The 18,280-nt window shown below is 63.4% G+C and carries 20 protein-coding genes and 1 tRNA gene; 7 read left to right on the forward strand and 14 right to left on the reverse strand.

What is annotated here, in order from left to right:
• Nucleotides 1–269: 269 nt before the first annotated feature.
• Genes VSX77_RS09300 through VSX77_RS09310 form a run of 3 tightly spaced genes read left to right on the forward strand, consistent with a single transcriptional unit; the run spans nucleotide 270 to nucleotide 3,237 of the window.
• Nucleotides 270–1,802: an acyl-CoA synthetase gene (locus VSX77_RS09300; protein ID WP_338424322.1), complete on the forward strand. Its 1,533-nt coding sequence runs from the start codon at nucleotides 270–272 to the stop codon at nucleotides 1,800–1,802.
• Nucleotides 1,803–1,804: 2 nt separating this feature from the next.
• Nucleotides 1,805–2,422 (forward strand): 2-hydroxychromene-2-carboxylate isomerase, encoded by a 618-nt coding sequence (locus tag VSX77_RS09305; protein ID WP_338424323.1) that lies wholly within the window; start codon nucleotides 1,805–1,807, stop codon nucleotides 2,420–2,422.
• An 11-nt stretch (nucleotides 2,423–2,433) separates the two neighbouring features.
• Nucleotides 2,434–3,237 carry a crotonase/enoyl-CoA hydratase family protein gene (locus VSX77_RS09310; RefSeq protein ID WP_338424324.1) on the forward strand — a complete coding sequence of 268 codons (804 nt, stop codon included), beginning with the start codon at nucleotides 2,434–2,436 and terminating at the stop codon, nucleotides 3,235–3,237.
• Between the two features lie 80 nt (nucleotides 3,238–3,317).
• Here VSX77_RS09310 and VSX77_RS09315 read toward each other — a convergent pair whose 3' ends face one another.
• From VSX77_RS09315 to VSX77_RS09340, 6 genes are read right to left on the reverse strand one after another with little or no spacing between them, the layout of a single operon-like run.
• Complete coding sequence (locus tag VSX77_RS09315; protein ID WP_338424325.1) at nucleotides 3,318–4,010, reverse strand: ATP12 family chaperone protein; 693 nt, start codon at nucleotides 4,008–4,010, stop codon at nucleotides 3,318–3,320.
• The gene (locus VSX77_RS09320; protein ID WP_338424326.1) at nucleotides 4,007–4,243 is read right to left on the reverse strand and encodes a hypothetical protein; all 237 of its coding nucleotides are present in this window, start codon (nucleotides 4,241–4,243) and stop codon (nucleotides 4,007–4,009) included. Before VSX77_RS09320 ends, VSX77_RS09315 begins: the two co-directional genes overlap by 4 nt.
• Nucleotides 4,240–4,860 carry an FMN-binding negative transcriptional regulator gene (locus VSX77_RS09325; protein WP_338424327.1) on the reverse strand — a complete coding sequence of 207 codons (621 nt, stop codon included), beginning with the start codon at nucleotides 4,858–4,860 and terminating at the stop codon, nucleotides 4,240–4,242. The genes VSX77_RS09320 and VSX77_RS09325 overlap by 4 nt, the downstream gene beginning before the upstream one ends.
• Nucleotides 4,860–6,083, reverse strand: coding sequence for an RluA family pseudouridine synthase (locus VSX77_RS09330; protein WP_338424328.1), 1,224 nt, complete (start codon nucleotides 6,081–6,083; stop codon nucleotides 4,860–4,862). Before VSX77_RS09330 ends, VSX77_RS09325 begins: the two co-directional genes overlap by 1 nt.
• Nucleotides 6,080–6,460, reverse strand: a complete 381-nt coding sequence (gene crcB, locus VSX77_RS09335; protein WP_338424329.1) for a fluoride efflux transporter CrcB — start codon at nucleotides 6,458–6,460, stop codon at nucleotides 6,080–6,082. Before crcB ends, VSX77_RS09330 begins: the two co-directional genes overlap by 4 nt.
• A 46-nt stretch (nucleotides 6,461–6,506) precedes the next feature.
• On the reverse strand, nucleotides 6,507–6,956 hold the full coding sequence (locus VSX77_RS09340) for a thermonuclease family protein (protein ID WP_338424330.1): 450 nt from the start codon (nucleotides 6,954–6,956) through the stop codon (nucleotides 6,507–6,509).
• 379 nt (nucleotides 6,957–7,335) lie between these two features.
• Here VSX77_RS09340 and VSX77_RS09345 point away from each other — a divergent pair, with 379 nt between their 5' ends.
• From VSX77_RS09345 to VSX77_RS09355, 3 genes are all read left to right on the forward strand, one after another.
• Nucleotides 7,336–8,349: a MarR family transcriptional regulator gene (locus VSX77_RS09345; RefSeq protein ID WP_338424332.1), complete on the forward strand. Its 1,014-nt coding sequence runs from the start codon at nucleotides 7,336–7,338 to the stop codon at nucleotides 8,347–8,349.
• A gap of 84 nt (nucleotides 8,350–8,433) precedes the next feature.
• Nucleotides 8,434–9,405: a magnesium/cobalt transporter CorA gene (gene corA / locus VSX77_RS09350; RefSeq protein ID WP_338424334.1), complete on the forward strand. Its 972-nt coding sequence runs from the start codon at nucleotides 8,434–8,436 to the stop codon at nucleotides 9,403–9,405.
• Between the two features lie 60 nt (nucleotides 9,406–9,465).
• Nucleotides 9,466–9,541 (forward strand) — tRNA-Val (locus VSX77_RS09355).
• A 23-nt stretch (nucleotides 9,542–9,564) separates the two neighbouring features.
• Here the strand turns inward: VSX77_RS09355 and VSX77_RS09360 are convergent.
• The 6 genes from VSX77_RS09360 to VSX77_RS09385 form a co-directional block, all read right to left on the reverse strand.
• Nucleotides 9,565–9,831, reverse strand: coding sequence for a CBU_0592 family membrane protein (locus VSX77_RS09360; RefSeq protein WP_338424335.1), 267 nt, complete (start codon nucleotides 9,829–9,831; stop codon nucleotides 9,565–9,567).
• 71 nt (nucleotides 9,832–9,902) lie between these two features.
• Nucleotides 9,903–12,578, reverse strand: coding sequence for an aconitate hydratase AcnA (acnA, locus tag VSX77_RS09365; protein WP_338424336.1), 2,676 nt, complete (start codon nucleotides 12,576–12,578; stop codon nucleotides 9,903–9,905).
• Between the two features lie 144 nt (nucleotides 12,579–12,722).
• Complete coding sequence (locus VSX77_RS09370) at nucleotides 12,723–13,589, reverse strand: PIN-like domain-containing protein (protein WP_338424337.1); 867 nt, start codon at nucleotides 13,587–13,589, stop codon at nucleotides 12,723–12,725.
• Nucleotides 13,522–15,135, reverse strand: coding sequence for a DUF262 domain-containing protein (locus VSX77_RS09375; RefSeq protein ID WP_338424338.1), 1,614 nt, complete (start codon nucleotides 15,133–15,135; stop codon nucleotides 13,522–13,524). The genes VSX77_RS09370 and VSX77_RS09375 overlap by 68 nt, the downstream gene beginning before the upstream one ends.
• Before the next feature lie 148 nt (nucleotides 15,136–15,283).
• On the reverse strand, nucleotides 15,284–15,583 hold the full coding sequence (locus VSX77_RS09380) for a type II toxin-antitoxin system RelE/ParE family toxin (RefSeq protein ID WP_338424339.1): 300 nt from the start codon (nucleotides 15,581–15,583) through the stop codon (nucleotides 15,284–15,286).
• The gene (locus tag VSX77_RS09385) at nucleotides 15,580–15,852 is read right to left on the reverse strand and encodes a type II toxin-antitoxin system ParD family antitoxin (RefSeq protein ID WP_338424340.1); all 273 of its coding nucleotides are present in this window, start codon (nucleotides 15,850–15,852) and stop codon (nucleotides 15,580–15,582) included. The genes VSX77_RS09380 and VSX77_RS09385 overlap by 4 nt, the downstream gene beginning before the upstream one ends.
• A 424-nt stretch (nucleotides 15,853–16,276) precedes the next feature.
• On the opposite strand from VSX77_RS09385, the gene VSX77_RS09390 reads away from it, so the two are divergent.
• On the forward strand, nucleotides 16,277–16,975 hold the full coding sequence (locus VSX77_RS09390; RefSeq protein ID WP_338424341.1) for a hypothetical protein: 699 nt from the start codon (nucleotides 16,277–16,279) through the stop codon (nucleotides 16,973–16,975).
• On the opposite strand, the gene VSX77_RS09395 is transcribed toward VSX77_RS09390, so the two are convergent.
• Both VSX77_RS09395 and VSX77_RS09400 read right to left on the reverse strand, forming a co-directional pair.
• Nucleotides 16,965–17,126: a Flp family type IVb pilin gene (locus VSX77_RS09395; RefSeq protein WP_338424342.1), complete on the reverse strand. Its 162-nt coding sequence runs from the start codon at nucleotides 17,124–17,126 to the stop codon at nucleotides 16,965–16,967. The genes VSX77_RS09390 and VSX77_RS09395 overlap by 11 nt on opposite strands.
• Nucleotides 17,127–17,249: 123 nt before the next feature.
• A complete protein-coding gene (locus tag VSX77_RS09400) occupies nucleotides 17,250–18,266 on the reverse strand; it encodes a LacI family DNA-binding transcriptional regulator (RefSeq protein WP_338424343.1) in 1,017 nt (338 codons plus the stop codon).
• Between the last annotated feature and the right edge of the window lie 14 nt (nucleotides 18,267–18,280).

Here is an 18,280-nt window from a genome sequence, read left to right on the forward strand (position 1 = left end):
ACTGCTCGCGCAGCGAGTGGTGGAGGGGCCGCGACGGTAGCGCCACGGCCCCTCCGTCAGCGCTTCGCGCTGCCACCTCCCCATGGCTTCGCCACTGGGAGGATTAGTGGCAGCTTTCGGCCGAAACCGGTCATTCCCCACCCCCTCCACTGATCTTGTTCCGCAGTTTTCCTGATCCTGTCACGCATCCCAGCTCGCTTGACCAAAAGTTTCAGCTTGCTACTCATCTTCGCCATAAAGAAAGCAACGATTCCCGGAGATGATGCCCGATGCACCCCTCAGTTCACGCGCGTAGCAATCCCGACAAGGCCGCGATCATCGTCGCCGAAACGGGCGAAGAAATCAGCTATGGCGAACTCGACGCTGCATCGAACCGCGCGGCGCAGCTTTTTCGCGCCAATGGGCTCGGGCATGAGGATGTCGTTGCCTTCATGCTCGACAACACGCCGCATTATTATGGCCTGACGTGGGGCGCGCAGCGCGCGGGACTGCGTTACGTCTGCATCTCGTCGCGGCTGACGCGGGACGAGACCGACTATATCCTCGAAAATTCGGGCGCGAAGATTCTGGTCGTATCCGCAAGCCTGGCGGGCGCAGCGGAGCAGCTGACGACCGGCATCAAGCGTTTAGCGATGGGCGGCGCCATCGCAGGCTATGAAAGCTGGGAGGATGCCGTTGCTGCGATGCCCGCGACCCCGGTTGCCGATGAGCGCGCGGGGGTCGATATGCTCTATTCGTCGGGAACAACCGGGCGGCCGAAGGGTGTGCGCGTGCCGCTGCCCGAAGACCCCGCGATCGACGCGACGAACAGCCTGGTCATGCTTGCCTCGGCGGTGTTCCAGATCAATGCGGACAGCATCTATCTCTCGCCCGCGCCGCTCTATCATGCCGCGCCGCTGCGCTGGTCGATGACGATCCACCGGCTCGGCGGCACGGTCGTGCTGATGAAGAAATTCGATCCCGAGGCAGCGTTGGCGCATATCGAAAAATATCGCGTGAACAGCAGTCAGTGGGTGCCGACGCATTTTGTGCGGATGCTGAAATTGCCCGAGGAGGTCCGCGCCCGCTACGATATTTCGTCGCTCAAGGTCGCGATCCACGCTGCGGCGCCGTGCCCGGTGCCGGTCAAGCAGGCGATGATCGATTGGTGGGGGCCGGTGCTGTTCGAATATTATGCCGGGTCGGAGGGCAATGGCATGACCTTCATCTCCAGCGCCGACTGGCTGACGCACAAGGGCAGCGTCGGGCGACCGATCCTGGGTACGGTGCATATCATGGGCGAGGATCATGAGACCGAGCTCGGCGCGGGCGAGGAAGGCACGGTTTTCTTCGAGAGCGAGAATGTCTTCGAATATCATGGCGATGATGAGAAAACCGCGTCGAGTCGCAATTCGAAGGGCTGGTCGACGCTCGGCGATGTCGGCAAGCTCGACGACGAAGGCTTTCTCTATCTCACCGACCGCAAGAGCTTCATGATCATCTCGGGCGGGGTGAATATCTATCCGCAGGAAATCGAGAATCATCTCGTCACCCACCCCAAGGTCGCCGACGTCGCCGTGGTCGGCGGGCCGCATGAGGAGATGGGCGAAGAGGTGATCGCGGTGATCCAGCCCGCCGATATGGCCGAGGCGGACGACGCACTGCGGGGCGAGCTGATCGCCTATGCGCGTGAAAAACTGTCGGGGGTGAAAATCCCGCGCCGGATCGATTTCATGGAAGCGCTGCCGCGGCACGACACGGGCAAGCTCTACAAGCGGCTGCTGCGCGACCAATATTGGGAAAAGGCAAAGGCCGAGGCGTGAACATGACCGCCGCGCGTGTCGAATTTTTCTTCGACCTCTCCTCGCCCTGGACTTGTCTCGCGTTTCATAATCTGCCGGGCGTGCTCGAACGGACGGACGCGACGGCGGTGTATCGGCCGATCCTCGTCGGCGGGGTATTTAACGCGGTGAACCCCGCCGTCTATGCGGCGCGCGAGCAGGTCGACAACCGGCGGCTCCAGCATAGCTGGAAGGTGCTGAAGGACTGGGCGCGGCTCGCGGGCGTGCCGATGAACTTTCCGTCAGAGTGGCATCCGGCGAAGAGTATCGCCGCGATGCGGTTCTGCTGCGCGCTGGAGGAGGATCAGGCGGCGCTCGTGCGATTCGCGCGCGGCGCCTTTGCAAGCTATTTCGACCAGCAGGAAAATCTGGACGACCCGGCAGTGCTCGCGGCGGTCGCCGATGCCGAAGGACTCGATGGCGCCGCACTTGCGGCTGCGGCGGGCAGCGATGCGGTGAAGGCGCGGCTGCGCGCCAATACCGACGAACTCATCGCGCGCGGCGGCTATGGTTCGCCGACGATCTTTGTCGACGGCGATGACATGTATTTTGGCAACGACCAGCTTCCGCTCGTCGAAGCCGCCCTAAAACGTACAGCGTAGAGGACTCTCCCATGAAGGACCGGATTTCGATCACCATGCTCGAAGGCGGGATCGCCGACGTCCGGCTGATCCGCGCCGACAAGATGAATGCGCTCGACACCGCGATGTGGGAGGCGCTGGCGCAAGCGGTCGATCAGTTGAAGGCCGCCGCGGACCTGCGCGTCGTCGTCCTGTCGGGCGAAGGCCGCGCCTTTTGCGCCGGGCTCGATCTTTCCAGCCTCAGCAACGAGCGCGATCCGGGGGCGAGCAGCGCGGGCGGTAGTCTCGCCGATCGCACGCGGGGCATCGCCAACAACGCCCAATATGCCGCCTGGGGCTGGCGCGAACTGCCGGTGCCGGTGATCGCGGCGGTGCACGGCGTCGCCTTTGGCGCGGGCAGCCAGATCATGGCGGCAGCGGACATTCGTATCGTCCACCCGGACACGCGGATCGCGATCATGGAAATGCGCTGGGGGCTGGTTCCTGATGTCGCCGGCATGGCGCTGTGGCGCACGCAGGTCGCCGACGATGTGCTGCGCGAGATGATCTACACCAACCGCGAATTCACCGGGTCGGAGGCGAAGCTGCTCGGCTTTGCGACGCATGTCTCCGACGACCCGCTGGCCAAGGCGATGGATCTGGCACAGGTGATCGCCGACAAGAATCCGCACGCGATTCGCGGCGCCAAACGGCTCTGCAACATGCTCGGCCATGCGAGCGACGCCGAGATATTGCAGGCCGAGAGCGACGAGCAGGTCAAGGTGATGCGCACCCCGAACCAAATCGAGGCGGTGATGGCGGGGATGCAGAAGCGGCGGCCGAATTTCACGGATTGACCGTCGCCCCCGCGAAGGCGGGGGCCGTCTGCAACCTTGCGCTATTTCGACAGCGGCCCCCGCCTTCGCGGGGGCGACGCTTAGGCGAGCAACTTGAGAAATCGCGCCGCATTGTCCCAGTCGCGTTGTTTCGCGGCGCGTGCCTTCTGCGCTTCGCTGTCGGCGCCCCAGCGGCGTTCCTGGTAGAGTTCGTCGAGGCTGACCGCTTGCCACAAGGCATCGGCGTCGAAGCTGTTTTCGAGAAGCGCGAGGCCCGCGACGAGCGATCCGCCGATTGTGACCAGCGGGGTCAGCGCGGTGATCTGCCAATGGTCGAGCGCGCGCACCGCCGCCTGCAACGCGGCGATTGTGGCCTCCGGCTGGTCGACCGGCAACACGCCTTGCGTCAGTGTGAATTCGATGCCGTAATGCCCTTCGGCCCAGGCGAGCAACGGGTTCCACGCCGCGGCCTGTTCGGCCTGCAACGCCGCATCGCGGGCGTCGCGGTAACAAAGAAGATCGCTTTGCGCATAGGCGGCAACCGGCGCGGCAAAGGCCGCGACGTCCGGCGCGGTCAGGTCGATCGCGGCATTGGTGAGCCCGGTCATCGGCATCGCCGCAGGATCGATCGTTTCACCGACATCGCGCCATTCGGCGGCGATCGCTTCGGCGAGCGCAGGATTCGCGACCGCCAGCGGGGCACGCTGCGGCGTGCGGACCGGCCGCCCGTCGAGCGCGATGCCCCAGCCGCCGTTTTCCTCGACGACGGCCGCCTCTTTCCAGAAGCGCTTCACAGTTCTTTGGGCGTGCGCCAGCGACGTGCGAGCAGCAACGGCATCACCGCAAAATCGAACGCGCCGATCAGCACGATCGCCACACCGATCCAGCGATCGGTCGGCTGTCCCGCCAGCGAAAAGCCGCCGCTGATGAGGATGAAACCGATCGCGATGAAGGCAACGCCCATCAGGCGCATGATCGCCATCGCGAAAAAGCGTTTCTTGGCGAGCGCGTCGTTGGCGGGTGTCATGCGCCCTCCCTATCGCCGCCAAGGTGGCGCATCAACTGCGCGAGCGCGCCATGGCCCGTCGCTTCCATGCCCGCGATGACCCGCTCGCGTTCGTCGGCGGACTTGTTCTGCGACAGCTTGATCGTCGGGCGCCACGCCGTGATCCGCATTTCGAAGCCGACGATCGCGCCGGTCATCTTGCTAAACAATGCCGGGTTCATTTTTGCGCGTGTCCACGGCGGGTTCGCGCCGACTCGCGCTTCATGCGTCGCCGACAGCGTATCGAGCTGCTCTACCAGCGCTGCATCGTCGAGCTTCGTCGTTACCCCTTCCATCTCGATCGTGACATAATTCCACGTCGGCACCTGATCGGCGTCGGCGTACCAGCTCGCGCTGACATAAGCGTCGGGGCCCTGCACGACGGCGAGCGCGGTCGCGCCATCGAGGTGCCGCGTCAGTGCATTTCCGCGCGCGAGGTGGAATTGCAGCGTCGCCGCCTCGTCGCTCAGCACCACCGGCGCATGCGCGACGCGCGGCCCATCGGGGGTGTTCGCAAAGATCGCGGCAAAGCCGATCTCGCGAACCAGCAATTCGGCGAGATCGTCCTGCTTGGGACGAAAGGCGCTGTTCGGATGCATCAGCTTGGTTTGGATGGGCGCGCCGAGTGCTTCTTCGCGCTTGGCTTTTTGCCGGTTTTCGTTGGCTTGCCGGGCTTGCCCGGTTTCGCTTTTGCCCTGGGCTTCGGCTTGCCGACGAAATCGGTGGGTTTGCTGTCGGCGGTGCGCCCGCGCCGTTCGCCGCGCCGCGCTTTGCGGATCTGCTTGCTGTGCGCCTTGGCCTGCGCCTTCAGCGCCGATTTGGGCGGAGGGCCTTTCTCGGCCGGCTCGATCCCCACCTCGCCGAGCAGCAGGTCGAAGCCGAGCGCGTCGAGGCTCGCGGTGAAATGTTCGGGCAGATCGGCCTGCACATCGATCGCGCCGCCGTCGGGATGGTCGATGCGCAGCCGCCGGCTGTGCAGGTGCAGCTTGCGGCTGATCGTCCCCGTCAGGAATGCGCCCTTGCCGCCATATTTGCCGTCGCCGACGATCGGATGGCCGATCGCCGCCATATGGACGCGCAGCTGGTGCGTGCGCCCGGTCAGCGGCTGGAGCTCGACCCAAGCCGCGCTGTTCCCCGCGCGCTCGATCACGCGATAGCGCGTCTTCGAGGCCAAGCCGCTGTCATGGACGTGCATCTTTTCGCCGCCCGATCCCGGCTGTTTGGCGAGCGGCAGGTCGATCTCGCCCTGCTGAATGTCGGGGACGCCGACGATCAGCGCCCAATAGGTCTTTTTCGCGCTGCGATTCGAAAAGCTCTTGGCGAACCAGGCTGCGGCGCGCGGTGTGCGCGCCACCAGCAGCGCGCCCGACGTATCCTTGTCGAGCCGGTGAACCAGCTTCGGACGCACCGGCGCGTCATATTTCAGCGCGTCGAGCAGCCCGTCGACATGATGTTCGGTCTTGGTCCCGCCCTGCGTCGCGAGGCCGGGGAGCTTGTTGAGCACGATTGCGCTGGCGTCGCGGTGGATCAGCATCGATTCAGCGAGCGCGACATCGGCGTCGGTCAGTGGGCGGCCCTTGCGCGCGGGGCGCGCCTCGGCCTCGACCGGCGGGATCGGCATGGCGAGCGTCTGTCCCGCCGCGATCCGGTCCGACACATCGGCTTTTTTGCCGTCGAGCGTAAGCTGTCCCGACCGTGCCCAGCGCGCGAGCAGCGCGTGCGGCGTTCCGGGCCGGTGACGCTTGAACCAGCGGTCGAGGCGGATGCCGTCGTCCTCATCGCCGACGATCGCGCCGTCGAGGGTCGCTTTCGGCGCGCTCATGCCGGGAACTCCCGCACGGCGATCATGCCCGCGCCGCACGCGAGCAGCGCGCCAATGACCGACGCCAGGACGTAAAAAGCCGCCTGCGCCGTCTGCCCCCGCTCAAAAAGCGCCCAGAATTCGAGACTGAACGACGAGAAGGTTGTGAACCCGCCCAATATGCCGACTCCGACAAACAACCGCGTCGTCTCGCCGGCCCCGCCGCTACGCGCGAGCAGACCGATCAGCAGTCCCATCGCCAGACTGCCGACGATATTGACCGACAGCGTCCACCACGGAAAGCCGGGGCCAAGCCGCGCGAGCATCGCCTGCCCGACCAGATGGCGGGCGCCAGCGCCGATCGCACCGCCGATCATGACAGGAAACAGGCTGTTCATGGCGCTCGCCCTAGCCCGAAACCGCGGCAAGGCAAAGGCGGCATTGCTATGCGTCGGGCGATGCGGCGGCGGTCGCGGGCCGCTCGTGCGCCGCGCGCCAGTCGGCGGGCTTGATGAAACTGCCTTGCCAAATGCCGCGCCGCGCGGTTTTGGCGCCGGCTTCTTCGACAAGATAGTCGGTGTCGCTGGCGATCGCCCAGCCCAGGCGAACCATTTCGGCGCCAAGGTCGATGCCATCGGGCGATACGGCCGTGCGACAGGCGGCAAGCGTACGCCCATAGCGGTCCCTGCCCGACAGGATGCAGTGGAGCGACCCGTCCCCCACCAGCCGTTCGAGCGCCTGCCGCGCTTCGCGTCCGCACGGCCATTCCGACCCGGAGCGCACGCATGACTGCCGATATTCCACCGCGTCGATTCCGGTCAGCCGGATCGTCAGATTGGCGTCGGCGTGCCGCACCGTCAGGCTGTCGCCGTCGATCACCTGGATCACTGTCATCGGTGTTATGGGTTCAGGGCGCGCAAACCATGCCGTCAGCGCCAGCGCGGCCAGCAACAGAAGCGCAGCGACCGAACGAAACCGTCGCTGCCAGATCAGGCGAGTAAGCGATCGGGGGCGTCGGGACGTCATCGGCCACACCTGATCGAGTTGGATCTACTTGACAAGGCCGGCATAAGAGATTGATGTTGGGAGCAAATCATATCCAAAATGGATGTAATCGATTGGGCTGACTCTCTATCCAGAGATCTCGATCCGGGCTTTGGTCCGGATTGGCGGCGAACGGGAGCGAACAAACTGCGAATGCCACCAAAATGACGGCAGGATCACGTCAGGGCGGGGCGGTGACAACGGGGGTTATGTCATAATGAATCAGGGAATGCCGCCTTGGGCGGGTTCGTCGGACGACAGCGACGGAGTCGGCGAAGCATTTTTCGCCAGCGGGTCGATCGCGCGGGGCGTCGCATCGCCGTTGCTTTTGATCGGTTCGCAGCGCGAATGGCCCGCGCAGGCGGCGCTCCCCGACGTGCGTGTCGTCGCCACGCTCCCGCCGCCGCGCGCTTCAGCCTATATCGGCCAGGTCGCGGCGCTCGACATCGTGTGGCTGGCGGATGCGGAAGCTGTGGAAGCCGCGATATTCGCCGAAATCTGTGCCGCGATCGACCGGCGTGGATGTACTTTCATCTGCGAAACCACGCTGGCGGCACTCGATCGGGTGGCGGCGGCAATTCCGGCGTCGATCGACGCGCAATTGCTTGTCGATGCCGACCCCGCCGACAAGCTTGTGGCGCTCGCGGCAGCGCGGCGCATGCGCTTTGTCGAGTTCAACGATGTGGCGCGCGACGACGCGATGGAGCGCATCGACCGGTTGCAGGAAGAGGTCGCGCGTATCGCGCGGATGCTGGGCGACCTCGCCGCGCAGCAGGGCGGGCTGCCAGGGGCACCGGCCAGCTTCGCTTTGCGCGGCCGCGACAGCGATGATTTCGCCGGACAGCTTCGCTCGCCCCCGCGCGACTTTGCCGCCGCGCCGCGCAGCTTCATGCCCGAGGAGCGGACGCTCGACCGGCAGCGCGCCAAGCAGGTGCGGCGAATGCTGCGCCAGCGCCGGATGCGCGAGCATTATTTTCCCGCCGACCTGTTCGCCGATCCGGCGTGGGATATGCTGCTCGACCTGTATGCCGCGCGGCTCGAACGCCAGCCGGTTTCGGTATCGAGCCTCTGTATCGCCGCCGCCGTCCCTGCGACGACCGCACTGCGCTGGATCAAGACGATGACCGACGCCGGGCTTTTCCTGCGCGAACAGGATCCGCAGGACGGCCGCCGAATTTTTATCGCGTTGGCGGACGGCGCCTGTGACGCACTTTCCCGCTATTTCGAGGCACTCGACGAATAGCGGCGGCCAACGCTCGTCATCGGGGATTCCCTCGGCGCGCGCCAAGCCCTATGGCGGCGATCTGACCTAGGAGGATCGCCGCCGATGCCGATCATGGCCGCCCGTGTTTATCACGAGGGCAAGCTTGTACGCGATCTTGGGCCTGACGAAGCATTGCCCGAAGATTGTGCCCCTACCGATTTCTTCTGGCTCGGACTTTTTGAGCCGACTCCTGCCGAACTTTCGAGCATTGCCAAGCGCTTCGGCCTCCATCCGCTTGCGGTGGAGGATGCACTCAAGGCCAATCAGCTGCCGAAGGTTGAGGCTTACGGCGATCAGCTTTTTGTGGTCGCGCGTACCGCGAATCTCGATGGCGATACGATTCGGCCCGGAGAAACGGCGCTGTTCCTTGGCAGGAATTTCCTCGTCACCGTGCGTCACGGATCGGCGCGGGCGCATTCCGAAGTGCGGGCGCGATTGGAAAGCCTGCCCGACAAGCTCGCCCATGGTCCCGATTACGCGCTCTATTCGGTGCTCGATTTCATCATTGATGGCTATTTTCCAGTGATCGACGCGATCGAGGATCGGATGCTGGGGATCGAGGACCGGGTGATGGACACGCCGCTCGACGCTTCCGAAATCCGGCATGTCTATAAGCAGCGGCACGAGATTATCCGTTTCCAGCGACTTGTCGGCATGATGAAGGATGTCGCGGGGCGTCTTTCAAGCGACGATGATCTGCCGACGATAGACGGCGCGGTGCGCCCCTATTATCGCGATATATGGGACCATGTTCAGCGCGCGGAATATCGCCTGGCTGGGCTGCGGGATATTGCGGCTTCGATCATCGAAACCAACGGGATGCTGGAGCAGCAGCGACAGGGTGCGATCACCCGCCAATTGGCCGCATGGGCCGCGATTTTGGCGGTTCCGACGGCGATCGCGGGCATTTATGGAATGAACTTTGATCATATGCCCGAGCTGCGCTGGACCTTCGGCTATCCGCTGATTGTCGGGGGGATGGCGGTGATCTGCCTCAGCCTCTATTGGCGCTTCAAACGCATCGGCTGGCTTTGAGCCGCCGACGCACCGCTTGCCAGCCGCGCTGCCTTGTGGCAGGGGCGCGCTTCCCTTCGGGGGCGCTTAGCTCAGTTGGTAGAGCATCTCGTTTACACCGAGAGGGTCGGCGGTTCGAGCCCGTCAGCGCCCACCATCATCCGAACGGTATTGCCGGGATCAGGATCGTGCCGGGCGACTGGCGCGCCACACCGTCCACAGCGTGAACAGCCCCATCGCCGCCCAGACGATGTTGAGCGCCGCCGACGGGATCGCGCCATTATATCCCGAATTGATGATGAAGCCCCCCGCGCCGACGACGTTCATCCATTGATAGGCATAGCCGCGCGCCTCAAGCTTGCCGAGCGAAAGCAGGATATAGGCGGCGAGGATGGTCGCTGCGGCGGCCCAGCCGATGATTTCGATGATGATGATTTCGGCGGCCATGCGTTTATCTCCACATGAAAACGCCCGCCCCGGTAAGGGGGCGGGCGTTCCGGCTATTAGTTGCGGCGGCGTCAGGCCGCGAGCTTGCGCAGCACATAGTGCAGGATGCCGCCGTTCATATAATATTCGACCTCGTTCGCGGTATCGATGCGGCAGAGCGTGTCGAAGCTGAAGGTCGATCCGTCGGGGCGGGTGACGTTCACCGTCACCGTCTGGCGCGGCTTGAGGTCGGCGACGCCGGTGATCGTGAAGGTGTCGTCGCCGGTGAGGCCCAGAGTCTCGCGCGTCTGGCCGTCGGTGAACTGCAGCGGCAGCACGCCCATGCCGACGAGGTTCGAGCGGTGGATACGCTCGAAACTCTCGACGATCACCGCGCGGACGCCGAGCAGGTTGGTGCCCTTCGCCGCCCAGTCGCGCGACGAGCCGGTGCCATATTCCTTGCCCGCGATCACCACCAGCGGGGTGCCGTCGGCCTTGTGGCGCATCGCGGCGTCGTAGATCGGCATGACTTCGTCGCCATAGCGCGACATGCCGCCTTCGATGCCGGGGACCATTTCGTTTTTGATGCGGATGTTGGCGAAGGTGCCGCGCATCATCACGTCGTGGTGGCCGCGGCGGGCGCCGTAGCTGTTGAAGTCGGCCTTGCTAACCTGATGTTCCATAAGCCATTTTCCGGCCGGCGAGTCCGCCTTGATCGACCCCGCGGGGCTGATGTGGTCGGTCGTGATGCTGTCGCCGAGGATCGCCAGCGGCTTGGCGTTCACGATGTCCGACACCGGCGCGGGGGTCATCGTCATCCCCTCAAAATAGGGCGGGTTCGCGACATAGGTCGAGCCCGCGCGCCACTGATAGGTGTCCGACCCCTCGACCGAAATCTTCTGCCAATGCTCGTCGCCCCGATAGACATGGGCGTAGCGCGCCACGAACATGTCGCGGTCGACCGCGCCGGCGATCGCGTCGGCGACTTCCTGATTGGTCGGCCAGATGTCGGCGAGGAACACGTCCTTGCCGTCCTGGTCCTGCCCGATCGGCGTGGTGGTGAAATCCTCGGTCACCGTGCCCTTCAGCGCATAGGCGACGACGAGCGGCGGCGAGGCGAGATAGTTGGCGCGCACGTCGGGCGACACGCGGCCTTCGAAATTGCGGTTGCCCGACAGGACCGCGGCGGCGACGATATTGTTGCCGTTGATCGCCTCCGAAATCGGCCCCGCGAGCGGCCCCGAATTGCCGATGCAGGTGGTGCAGCCATAGCCGACAAGGTTGTAGCCGACCGCGTCGAGATGATCCTGCAAGCCAGCCTTGACCAGATAGTCGGTCACGACCTGCGACCCCGGCGCGAGCGAGGTCTTGACCCACGGCTTCGGCTTCAGCCCGCGCTCGTTCGCCTTTTTGGCGACCAGCCCCGCGGCGACCATCACGCCGGGGTTCGAGGTGTTGGTGCAGCTGGTGATCGCGGCGATCACGACGTCGCCGTCGCCGATGTCATGATCCTCGCCCGCGACGGGCACGCGCTGCGCCGCGTCCTTGTTGTAAACCTTCTTGAGGTCGGCGTTGAATTCGTCGTCGACCGCGGTCAGGATCACCTTGTCCTGCGGCCGCTTCGGCCCCGCAAGCGACGGAACGACGCTGCCCATGTCGAGTTCGAGCGTGTCGGTGAACACCGGATCGGGCATGTCGGCCGACAGCCACAGCCCCTGCGCCTTTGCATAGGCTTCGACCAGCGCGATATTCTCGTCGCTGCGGCCGGTGAGGCGCATATAATCGAGCGTCTTGTCGTCGATGCCGAAGAAACCGCACGTCGCGCCATATTCGGGCGCCATATTGGCGAGCGTCGCACGGTCGGCGAGCGTCAGCGACGCGAGGCCGGGGCCATAATATTCGACGAAGCGCCCGACGACGCCCTTGGCGCGCAGCATCTGCGTCGCGGTGAGCACCAGGTCGGTCGCGGTGACGCCTTCCTTGAGCTTACCCGTGAGCTTGAACCCGACGACTTCGGGGATGAGCATCGACACGGGCTGGCCCAGCATCGCGGCTTCCGCCTCGATCCCGCCGACGCCCCAGCCGAGCACGCCGAGCCCGTTGATCATCGTCGTGTGGCTGTCGGTGCCGACGCAGGTGTCGGGATAGGCGACCGTCGCGCCCGACGCATCCTCGCTCGACCACACCGCCTGCGCGATATGTTCGAGGTTCACCTGGTGACAGATGCCGGTGCCCGGCGGCACCGCCTTGAAATTGTCGAGGCTTTTCGACCCCCATTTCAGGAAGTCATAACGTTCGCCGTTGCGATAATATTCGATCTCGACATTCTGTTCGAACGCCTTGGGGTGCCCGAATTCGTCGACCATCACCGAGTGGTCGATGACGAGGTGGACGGGGACGAGCGGGTTGATCTTCGACGTGTCACCGCCGAGCTTCGCGATCGCATCGCGCATCGCGGCGAGGTCGACGACGCAGGGAACGCCGGTGAAATCCTGAAGCAGCACGCGCGCGGGGCGATACTGAATCTCGCGGTTCGAATGGGGATCCTTCTGCCAGTCGACGAGCGCCTGAACATCGTCGGTCGACACGGTGAAGCCGCCATCCTCGAACCGCAGCAGATTCTCCAGCAGCACCTTCATGCTGAACGGCAGGCGCGAGACGTCGCCCAGCTTGGCCGCGGCCTTGTCGAGCGAATAATACGCATATTCCTTGTTGCCGACGTTCAGCGTCGAACGGGTGCCCAGCGTGTCTTGGCCGGTGGTGGTCATAGGATTGCAGTCCCCATGTTGGCGCGGCGGGGGAATGACGGCCGATGCCCGTTCGGGAGAGCGGAGCTAAGCGGAGTCGCACGCGCAGGTTTATGTCCGCGCCGCCTTACGCCGGGGGTGGGGAAATGCAAGGGGGTGGGGGCATTAGCCGCTAATCTCAGCAACCTTCTGCACGAGTTTGGTCACGTCCCACGTCTCAAACGGCACACCTACAAGCGCATAAACCTCGGCGCTCAGGATCGGGTGCGCGATGCCCTCTCGACTCCAATCAACCTTCTTATCGTTGGTGACCAGAACAACCTGCTGGAACTCAATCTTGCGGCGCTTCGCGACCAAGATGGCATCCAACATATCGAGCCAAACAAAAAAATCGCCATCGCCGTCGTCTTTGAAACCAGGTGGAGTCTTCGTTCTTTTGCGGTGTAATGCGATCTGAGAAAATCGTTCCCGCGTGACGTAGCTCGTAAGCGCTTTGTCCTTGAGAAGCTCTAGAAGTGCTACTGTCCTTCTAACCGTAACGCCATCGTAGGCGTAGCCGTAGGACGACCGAAATTCATCAATAAGTGCAGAAAATCTTTCAGAAAAATCCTGGAAATTTCCATCTACTTTTTCAATTTCGGCTTTTAATGCGTCAAATTTCCTGCTGATTCCTGTCGCTATCGTGTCGGCCACGTTTAGATTGTTGTTCCAAAATTCTTGAATTGATTGTCCGGGAAGAATTAGCGGTGCTTCATGCCGTGTGTTGAGATAGTCGATTACGTCGGGCTGCGATCCGAGTCGTAGAAAGGCGCTTGAGTCTAAAACGATAGCCGACTTCGCGAGGGTCATATCTCGCGGTTCGGGCTTGTATGCGTAAATCAGCGCGCTGCGAGAGTCGAAGTGCGACTGGCGATTAACCAGCGAGAGAATCTCGGTTTCGCGCGCTTCTTTTTCTTCGGGACTGCTAATCGAACCAGATCGTCGCGGCAGCATCCGCCAAAGCTTCCCCAATTTCATCCACGGCTTCGGCATCCCACTGATCCACCTCTTCCAGAATATCGCTCCACTCGTCTTCTATTGCATATGGAAGCAGTCTAGCTTTGAAATCTTCCCATGAATCAATCGCGATGGGTCGACGTTCAAGTTCAGCCAGAAATGTATTCCCGATTGTGGCGCTCCAGTACACACCATCCTCTTCGCTCATTTCGCTCCAGTTATCGGCTTGTCGAGTCCAGATGAAGTGGAGGGTTCCATAGCGTTCAGGTGTCATGCTATCTTCGACAACTGATCGACGCATAAATGCTAGAACGCTTTTGTTGAACGATCTCGTCTTTAGCTGACGAGCGAAATCATCGCGCGACGGGTTGAGGTCACGAAGATCGTTAACGACAGATGTCCAGTCATTGGTATCGGCAATTTTTCTTGCGGCTTCACCAAACCTTCGTTCGACGTTACCAGTACCGAGATTTCCGACAACGATACGTCGTACGACAAGGCGCAAGACGTACTCCATTCCTTCTTGGGCGTTTGGGACATCGGCGATAGCGAGAAGAAGGGGGCGCACTGCGATAACCCCGAGGCTATTTAAGGCTGAGAAAACCTTGAGCGCATCTGGCTGCGCCGGGCCATCTAAGCTCGGATCAATCATCTGTAGATAGATCGGCAAGCGCCGGCTGAGCAGCGCCATAAGATCGGGGACGGTGGGCGGATTCTTCCCCGTGAAACTTAGGCGGCCAGCAAGAAATCCAAAGAGGTCTTTCGGTAGCACGTGACCCGCATCAACCGTAACGGCGTGCCGGATGAATTGTACGAAATTGTTCGTCCCTTCATCGACGAACCTGCGTTGCATAAGCTGCCATTCTTCATATCTATCAGCTCGATGATTAGGTGGTGTCTGGCTAAGAACATAGTTTTTGAGTAGGTCAGCAGTCGTAAGCTCTTTTCCGCGTGTGTTGATAACCTCGTAAACTTGATACGCGGATGAGGAATCAGGATGCACGAATACAGCAAAATACAGCCTGTCTGTAAGGAATTTGGTCCATTTTCCAAGGCGCTTGAACGGGTCTTGAGCTAGATCTTCCTTTAGGCGTTTCAGCAAATAATCATAGGACTCCGCCATCCGAGCAGAAACCGAATCTTTTTCCTTAATTTGTGGAGCAATTCCCGTATCCAAAATTGCCTGAAGGGTGCCGTCATCCCGCAGGTCCGAAAGCTTTACCCGTGGAGCCGTTTCGTCTGAATCGTAGTCAATTGCACGAATAAAGTCAGCTTGTATACGATCTGCCAGTGCTTCGCGGCCACGCTTGGACGCTTCGTGATATATCGCATTAGCCAATAGCGTAAGGGTAATTAGTCGCTGTTGTCCATCGACAACAGATTTTCTGTCAGGGCTATCCGTCAGGATTATGAGGCCAAGAAAATAGGAATCGGAGTCGATATTATTACTCAAGTCAGTCCAGAAATCCGTTACTTCATCGGTGCCCCATGAATACTCTCTTTGGAACGGGGGGATTTCGAAAGTGGCATTGGAGAGCAATGCACCGGCACTACTAGCGGATGCATTTAACGGAGTTTGCACGTGGGATCCCCTCAAGGCAGCTGCTGCGGCGTCCGACTTTCACTATGCATTAGCCGGAAGTGAGGTGCCGTTCAATCCGGTTGGCACTGGAATTACGGAATTACGGTGACAGTTCACTTTACCCCGATATTCGTTTCACGCGCCTCGATCACTCCACCAATCCCAGCTCCTGCCCCGCATGGAAAATGCGCAACACCTCGACCACCTCACCGACCCGATAGGCAATAACCGTCCGCCCGCGAAAGTTCAGCGTTCGCACACCCGGCGCGATGTCGTCGCGTGGGGTGCCGCGTTCGGGAAAGGTCGCGAGGTCGCCGGCGTGGGCCTCGATCGCGCCGGTGTAGGCGAACGCCGTGTCGGGATCGGCGCGGTCGGCGATCCAGTCGTAGAGGCGGTAGAGGTCGTCGGTCGCAGTCTGGCGCCAGACGACGCGGAGCGGCCTGGTCAAGCGGACTTGCTCGTCCGCTGAGCGTGGCGAGCGGCTAGGCCGGTGCGGACGTCTTCGGCGGACTGGGCCGGGCGCGTGTCGGCGAGCGCTTCGGCGACGCGGGCCTTGAGCAGTTCGTCGAGCAGCGCTTCCTCGCGGTCGAGCGCGCGCAGGCCCGCGCGGACGACTTCGCTGACCGAGGCGTAGCGGCCCGATTTGACGCGATCCTGCGCGGCGCGGGTGAGCGGGCCGAGGGTGACGGTAACGGGCTTTTCGGCGCGCGATGCCATGGGCGTTCTCCTATGACATTGTCATATCATGCGGGTGGGAGGTGGGTCAATTTTCTGCTTCGTTTCTCTCGGTGGGGGTGCGGCTCTGTGTCCGGTTATTCCTGCGCCGTCGCATGGATCCCGGATCAAGTCCGGGATGACGATTTGGGGGGGTGGGATTTTTCGCTTTCCTACATTATCCAAATAGGTTCAAAGCTTCTCCGATTCATTCCAAGGTGATTCGGGAGGTTGAGCTATGGCGCGTGTAGTGGAGCGGGGTTCGCGGGGGAAAGCGGTGGCGTTGCGCGGGGGTGACTGTGCCCTCCCCGCTGCGACTAGCCAGCAAGCTGGCAAGTCTCGCTGCCCCTCCCGCAAGCGGGAGGGGAGCAAGGAGGGGCGGGAGGGGCGCAGGGGGGCGCGGGAGGGGATGAAGGCGAATCCCTTCATGCCCGGGCTGCGCGTGCGGTCGGACGGGTGGACGGCGGCGCGGACGCGGGTGTTTCTGGCTACGCTGGGGCGGACGGGGTGCATCACCGATGCGGCGCGGATCGCGGGGGTCAGCACGACGTCGGTCAACCGATCGCGCGCGCTGTTTCCTCCGTTCGACAAGGCGTGTGCCGAGGCGATCGCGCGGGCGCTGCGCGGGCTGGAGGCGGTCGCTTATGAGCGCGCGGTCGAGGGGCGCGAGATGGTGATCCTGCGGAACGGCAAGGAGGTCGAGCGGCGGATCGTGCCGTCGGATTCGCTGCTGGGGCTGCTGCTGAAACGCGGCGACCTGAAGAATGGGCGCGACGTGCAGATGACGGCGGAGGAGGCCGCGGCCTATGAGCTGCCCGCCGCGGTGCGCGACCGCTTTCTGTCGCGCGAGGAATATTTCAGCGGCATGGTCTTTGCCGGATTCCACGACGATCCGACCGGGGGCAAGCGGCAGGGGCCGACGCAGGAGGAAACCGACGAGGTGCTGATGAGACGGATCACGATGGCGATCCGCCTTCGCGACAATCCGCAGCGCCAGCGCTGCGCGGGGTGCGGGCAGGGAATGCCGCTGACCGACGCCGAATGGGACGCGTTCGACAGGGCCGACAGGGACGGGACACTGGAGCGGCTGGTGGACGACCCCTGGGGTCCCGATCCTAGCGGTTGAGCGCGTCGTTGATCGTCGTGAAGATGGTCTCCAGATTAAGCCCGAGCGACTGAAAGGCGATGATGCACGCGAGCGCGATCAGTGCGGCAATCAGTCCATATTCGATCGCGGTCGCGCCGCGCTGGTCGCGGAGTAACTTGGTTTGCGGCATGGCGCCTGGTCCTTCTTCGCGTCATGGTCCCGCGGCGGACGATAGCCGGCGCGGGTGGGGCGCGGGTTGAGGAACAGGCTTAACGCGCTGACAAGGCGGATGTTATCGGGAGCGTGCGGCGTCTCAGGCGGTGCCGCGGACGGCGAGGCGGACGGGGATGCGCGTGCCGCTGCGCGTGCGTTCGTCATCCTCGAGCGCCATCGCGACGAGCGCCTCGCCCGCGGCGTCGAGGTCGGGTTCGAGCGTGGTGAGCGCGGGGTCGGCGAGCGTGCCGGCGCGGATGCCGTCGAAGCCGATCAGCGCGACATCGTGCGGGACGCGGCGGCCGGCGTCCTTGAGCCCCTGCAGCACGCCGAGCGCGAGCATGTCGCTGGCCGCGAAGATCGCGTCGACGTCGGGGTGCTGGGCGAGCAGCGCGTGCGCGGCGGCGACGCCCTGTGCATGGCGGTCGGCGGCGGCGGGCGGCTCGGCGACGATGGGGGTGAGGCCGTGGGCGGCGAGGGCGGCGGTGAAGCCGTCGCGGCGCTCGTCGAACTGGCGCTGCGGCGATTGCTGCGGCCCGACGAAGGCGATGCGGCGGCGGCCGAGCTTTACGAGGTGCTCGGCGGCCATCTGCCCGCCCTCGTCATTTTCGCTGCGCATCCAGTGGAACGGGCTGCCGGGGCTGCCCCAGCAGACGAAGTCGAGCCCCGACGCCTGCGCCGCGGCGAAATAGTCCCATGCCGCGCGGTTGCTGGTGGTGCCGATGACGATCATCGCGTCGGCGAGCCCCGATGCGACGAAATCGGCGCGGAAATTGTCGGGATTTTCCTGAAAGCTGATGAGCAGGTTGAAGCCGCGCGCCGAGGTCGCGGCGGCGATGCTGCCGAGCAGCGCGAAGTAGAACGGGTTGATCGCGCTGCGGTCCTCGCCGGGGCGGCAGATGGTGACGAGCGCGATCGTCTCGCTGCTTTTGAGGCGCAGCGACGAGGCGTGGCGGTCGACGACATAGCCGAGCTCGCGCGCGGCGGCGGCGACGCGCGCGCGCGTTTCGGCGTTGACGCCGGGCGAGTTGCGCAGCGCGCGCGAGACGGTCGATTGCGACACGCCCGCGCGCTCGGCGACGTCGAACGATGTCGGGCGCAGCATCTTTGCGGTCATGGCGGCGTCTCTCC

It is taken from the genome of Sphingopyxis sp. TUF1, from assembly GCF_036687315.1.
Lineage (GTDB): Bacteria > Pseudomonadota > Alphaproteobacteria > Sphingomonadales > Sphingomonadaceae > Sphingopyxis > Sphingopyxis kveilinensis.

What these genes read in the sequence shown, in the direction of transcription:
- VSX77_RS09300 (WP_338424322.1), top strand. Translation starts at nt 270, where the DNA reads ATGCACCCCTCAGTTCACGCGCGTAGCAATCCCGACAAGGCCGCGATC.
- VSX77_RS09305 (WP_338424323.1), top strand. Translation starts at nt 1,805, where the DNA reads ATGACCGCCGCGCGTGTCGAATTTTTCTTCGACCTCTCCTCGCCCTGG.
- VSX77_RS09310 (WP_338424324.1), top strand. Translation starts at nt 2,434, where the DNA reads ATGAAGGACCGGATTTCGATCACCATGCTCGAAGGCGGGATCGCCGAC.
- VSX77_RS09320 (WP_338424326.1), bottom strand. Translation starts at nt 4,243, where the DNA reads ATGACACCCGCCAACGACGCGCTCGCCAAGAAACGCTTTTTCGCGATG.
- VSX77_RS09325 (WP_338424327.1), bottom strand. Translation starts at nt 4,860, where the DNA reads ATGCATCCGAACAGCGCCTTTCGTCCCAAGCAGGACGATCTCGCCGAA.
- VSX77_RS09330 (WP_338424328.1), bottom strand. Translation starts at nt 6,083, where the DNA reads ATGAGCGCGCCGAAAGCGACCCTCGACGGCGCGATCGTCGGCGATGAG.
- crcB (WP_338424329.1), bottom strand. Translation starts at nt 6,460, where the DNA reads ATGAACAGCCTGTTTCCTGTCATGATCGGCGGTGCGATCGGCGCTGGC.
- VSX77_RS09340 (WP_338424330.1), bottom strand. Translation starts at nt 6,956, where the DNA reads ATGACAGTGATCCAGGTGATCGACGGCGACAGCCTGACGGTGCGGCAC.
- VSX77_RS09345 (WP_338424332.1), top strand. Translation starts at nt 7,336, where the DNA reads ATGCCGCCTTGGGCGGGTTCGTCGGACGACAGCGACGGAGTCGGCGAA.
- corA (WP_338424334.1), top strand. Translation starts at nt 8,434, where the DNA reads ATGCCGATCATGGCCGCCCGTGTTTATCACGAGGGCAAGCTTGTACGC.
- VSX77_RS09360 (WP_338424335.1), bottom strand. Translation starts at nt 9,831, where the DNA reads ATGGCCGCCGAAATCATCATCATCGAAATCATCGGCTGGGCCGCCGCA.
- acnA (WP_338424336.1), bottom strand. Translation starts at nt 12,578, where the DNA reads ATGACCACCACCGGCCAAGACACGCTGGGCACCCGTTCGACGCTGAAC.
- VSX77_RS09370 (WP_338424337.1), bottom strand. Translation starts at nt 13,589, where the DNA reads ATGCCGAAGCCGTGGATGAAATTGGGGAAGCTTTGGCGGATGCTGCCG.
- VSX77_RS09385 (WP_338424340.1), bottom strand. Translation starts at nt 15,852, where the DNA reads ATGGCATCGCGCGCCGAAAAGCCCGTTACCGTCACCCTCGGCCCGCTC.
- VSX77_RS09390 (WP_338424341.1), top strand. Translation starts at nt 16,277, where the DNA reads ATGCCCGGGCTGCGCGTGCGGTCGGACGGGTGGACGGCGGCGCGGACG.
- VSX77_RS09395 (WP_338424342.1), bottom strand. Translation starts at nt 17,126, where the DNA reads ATGCCGCAAACCAAGTTACTCCGCGACCAGCGCGGCGCGACCGCGATC.
- VSX77_RS09400 (WP_338424343.1), bottom strand. Translation starts at nt 18,266, where the DNA reads ATGACCGCAAAGATGCTGCGCCCGACATCGTTCGACGTCGCCGAGCGC.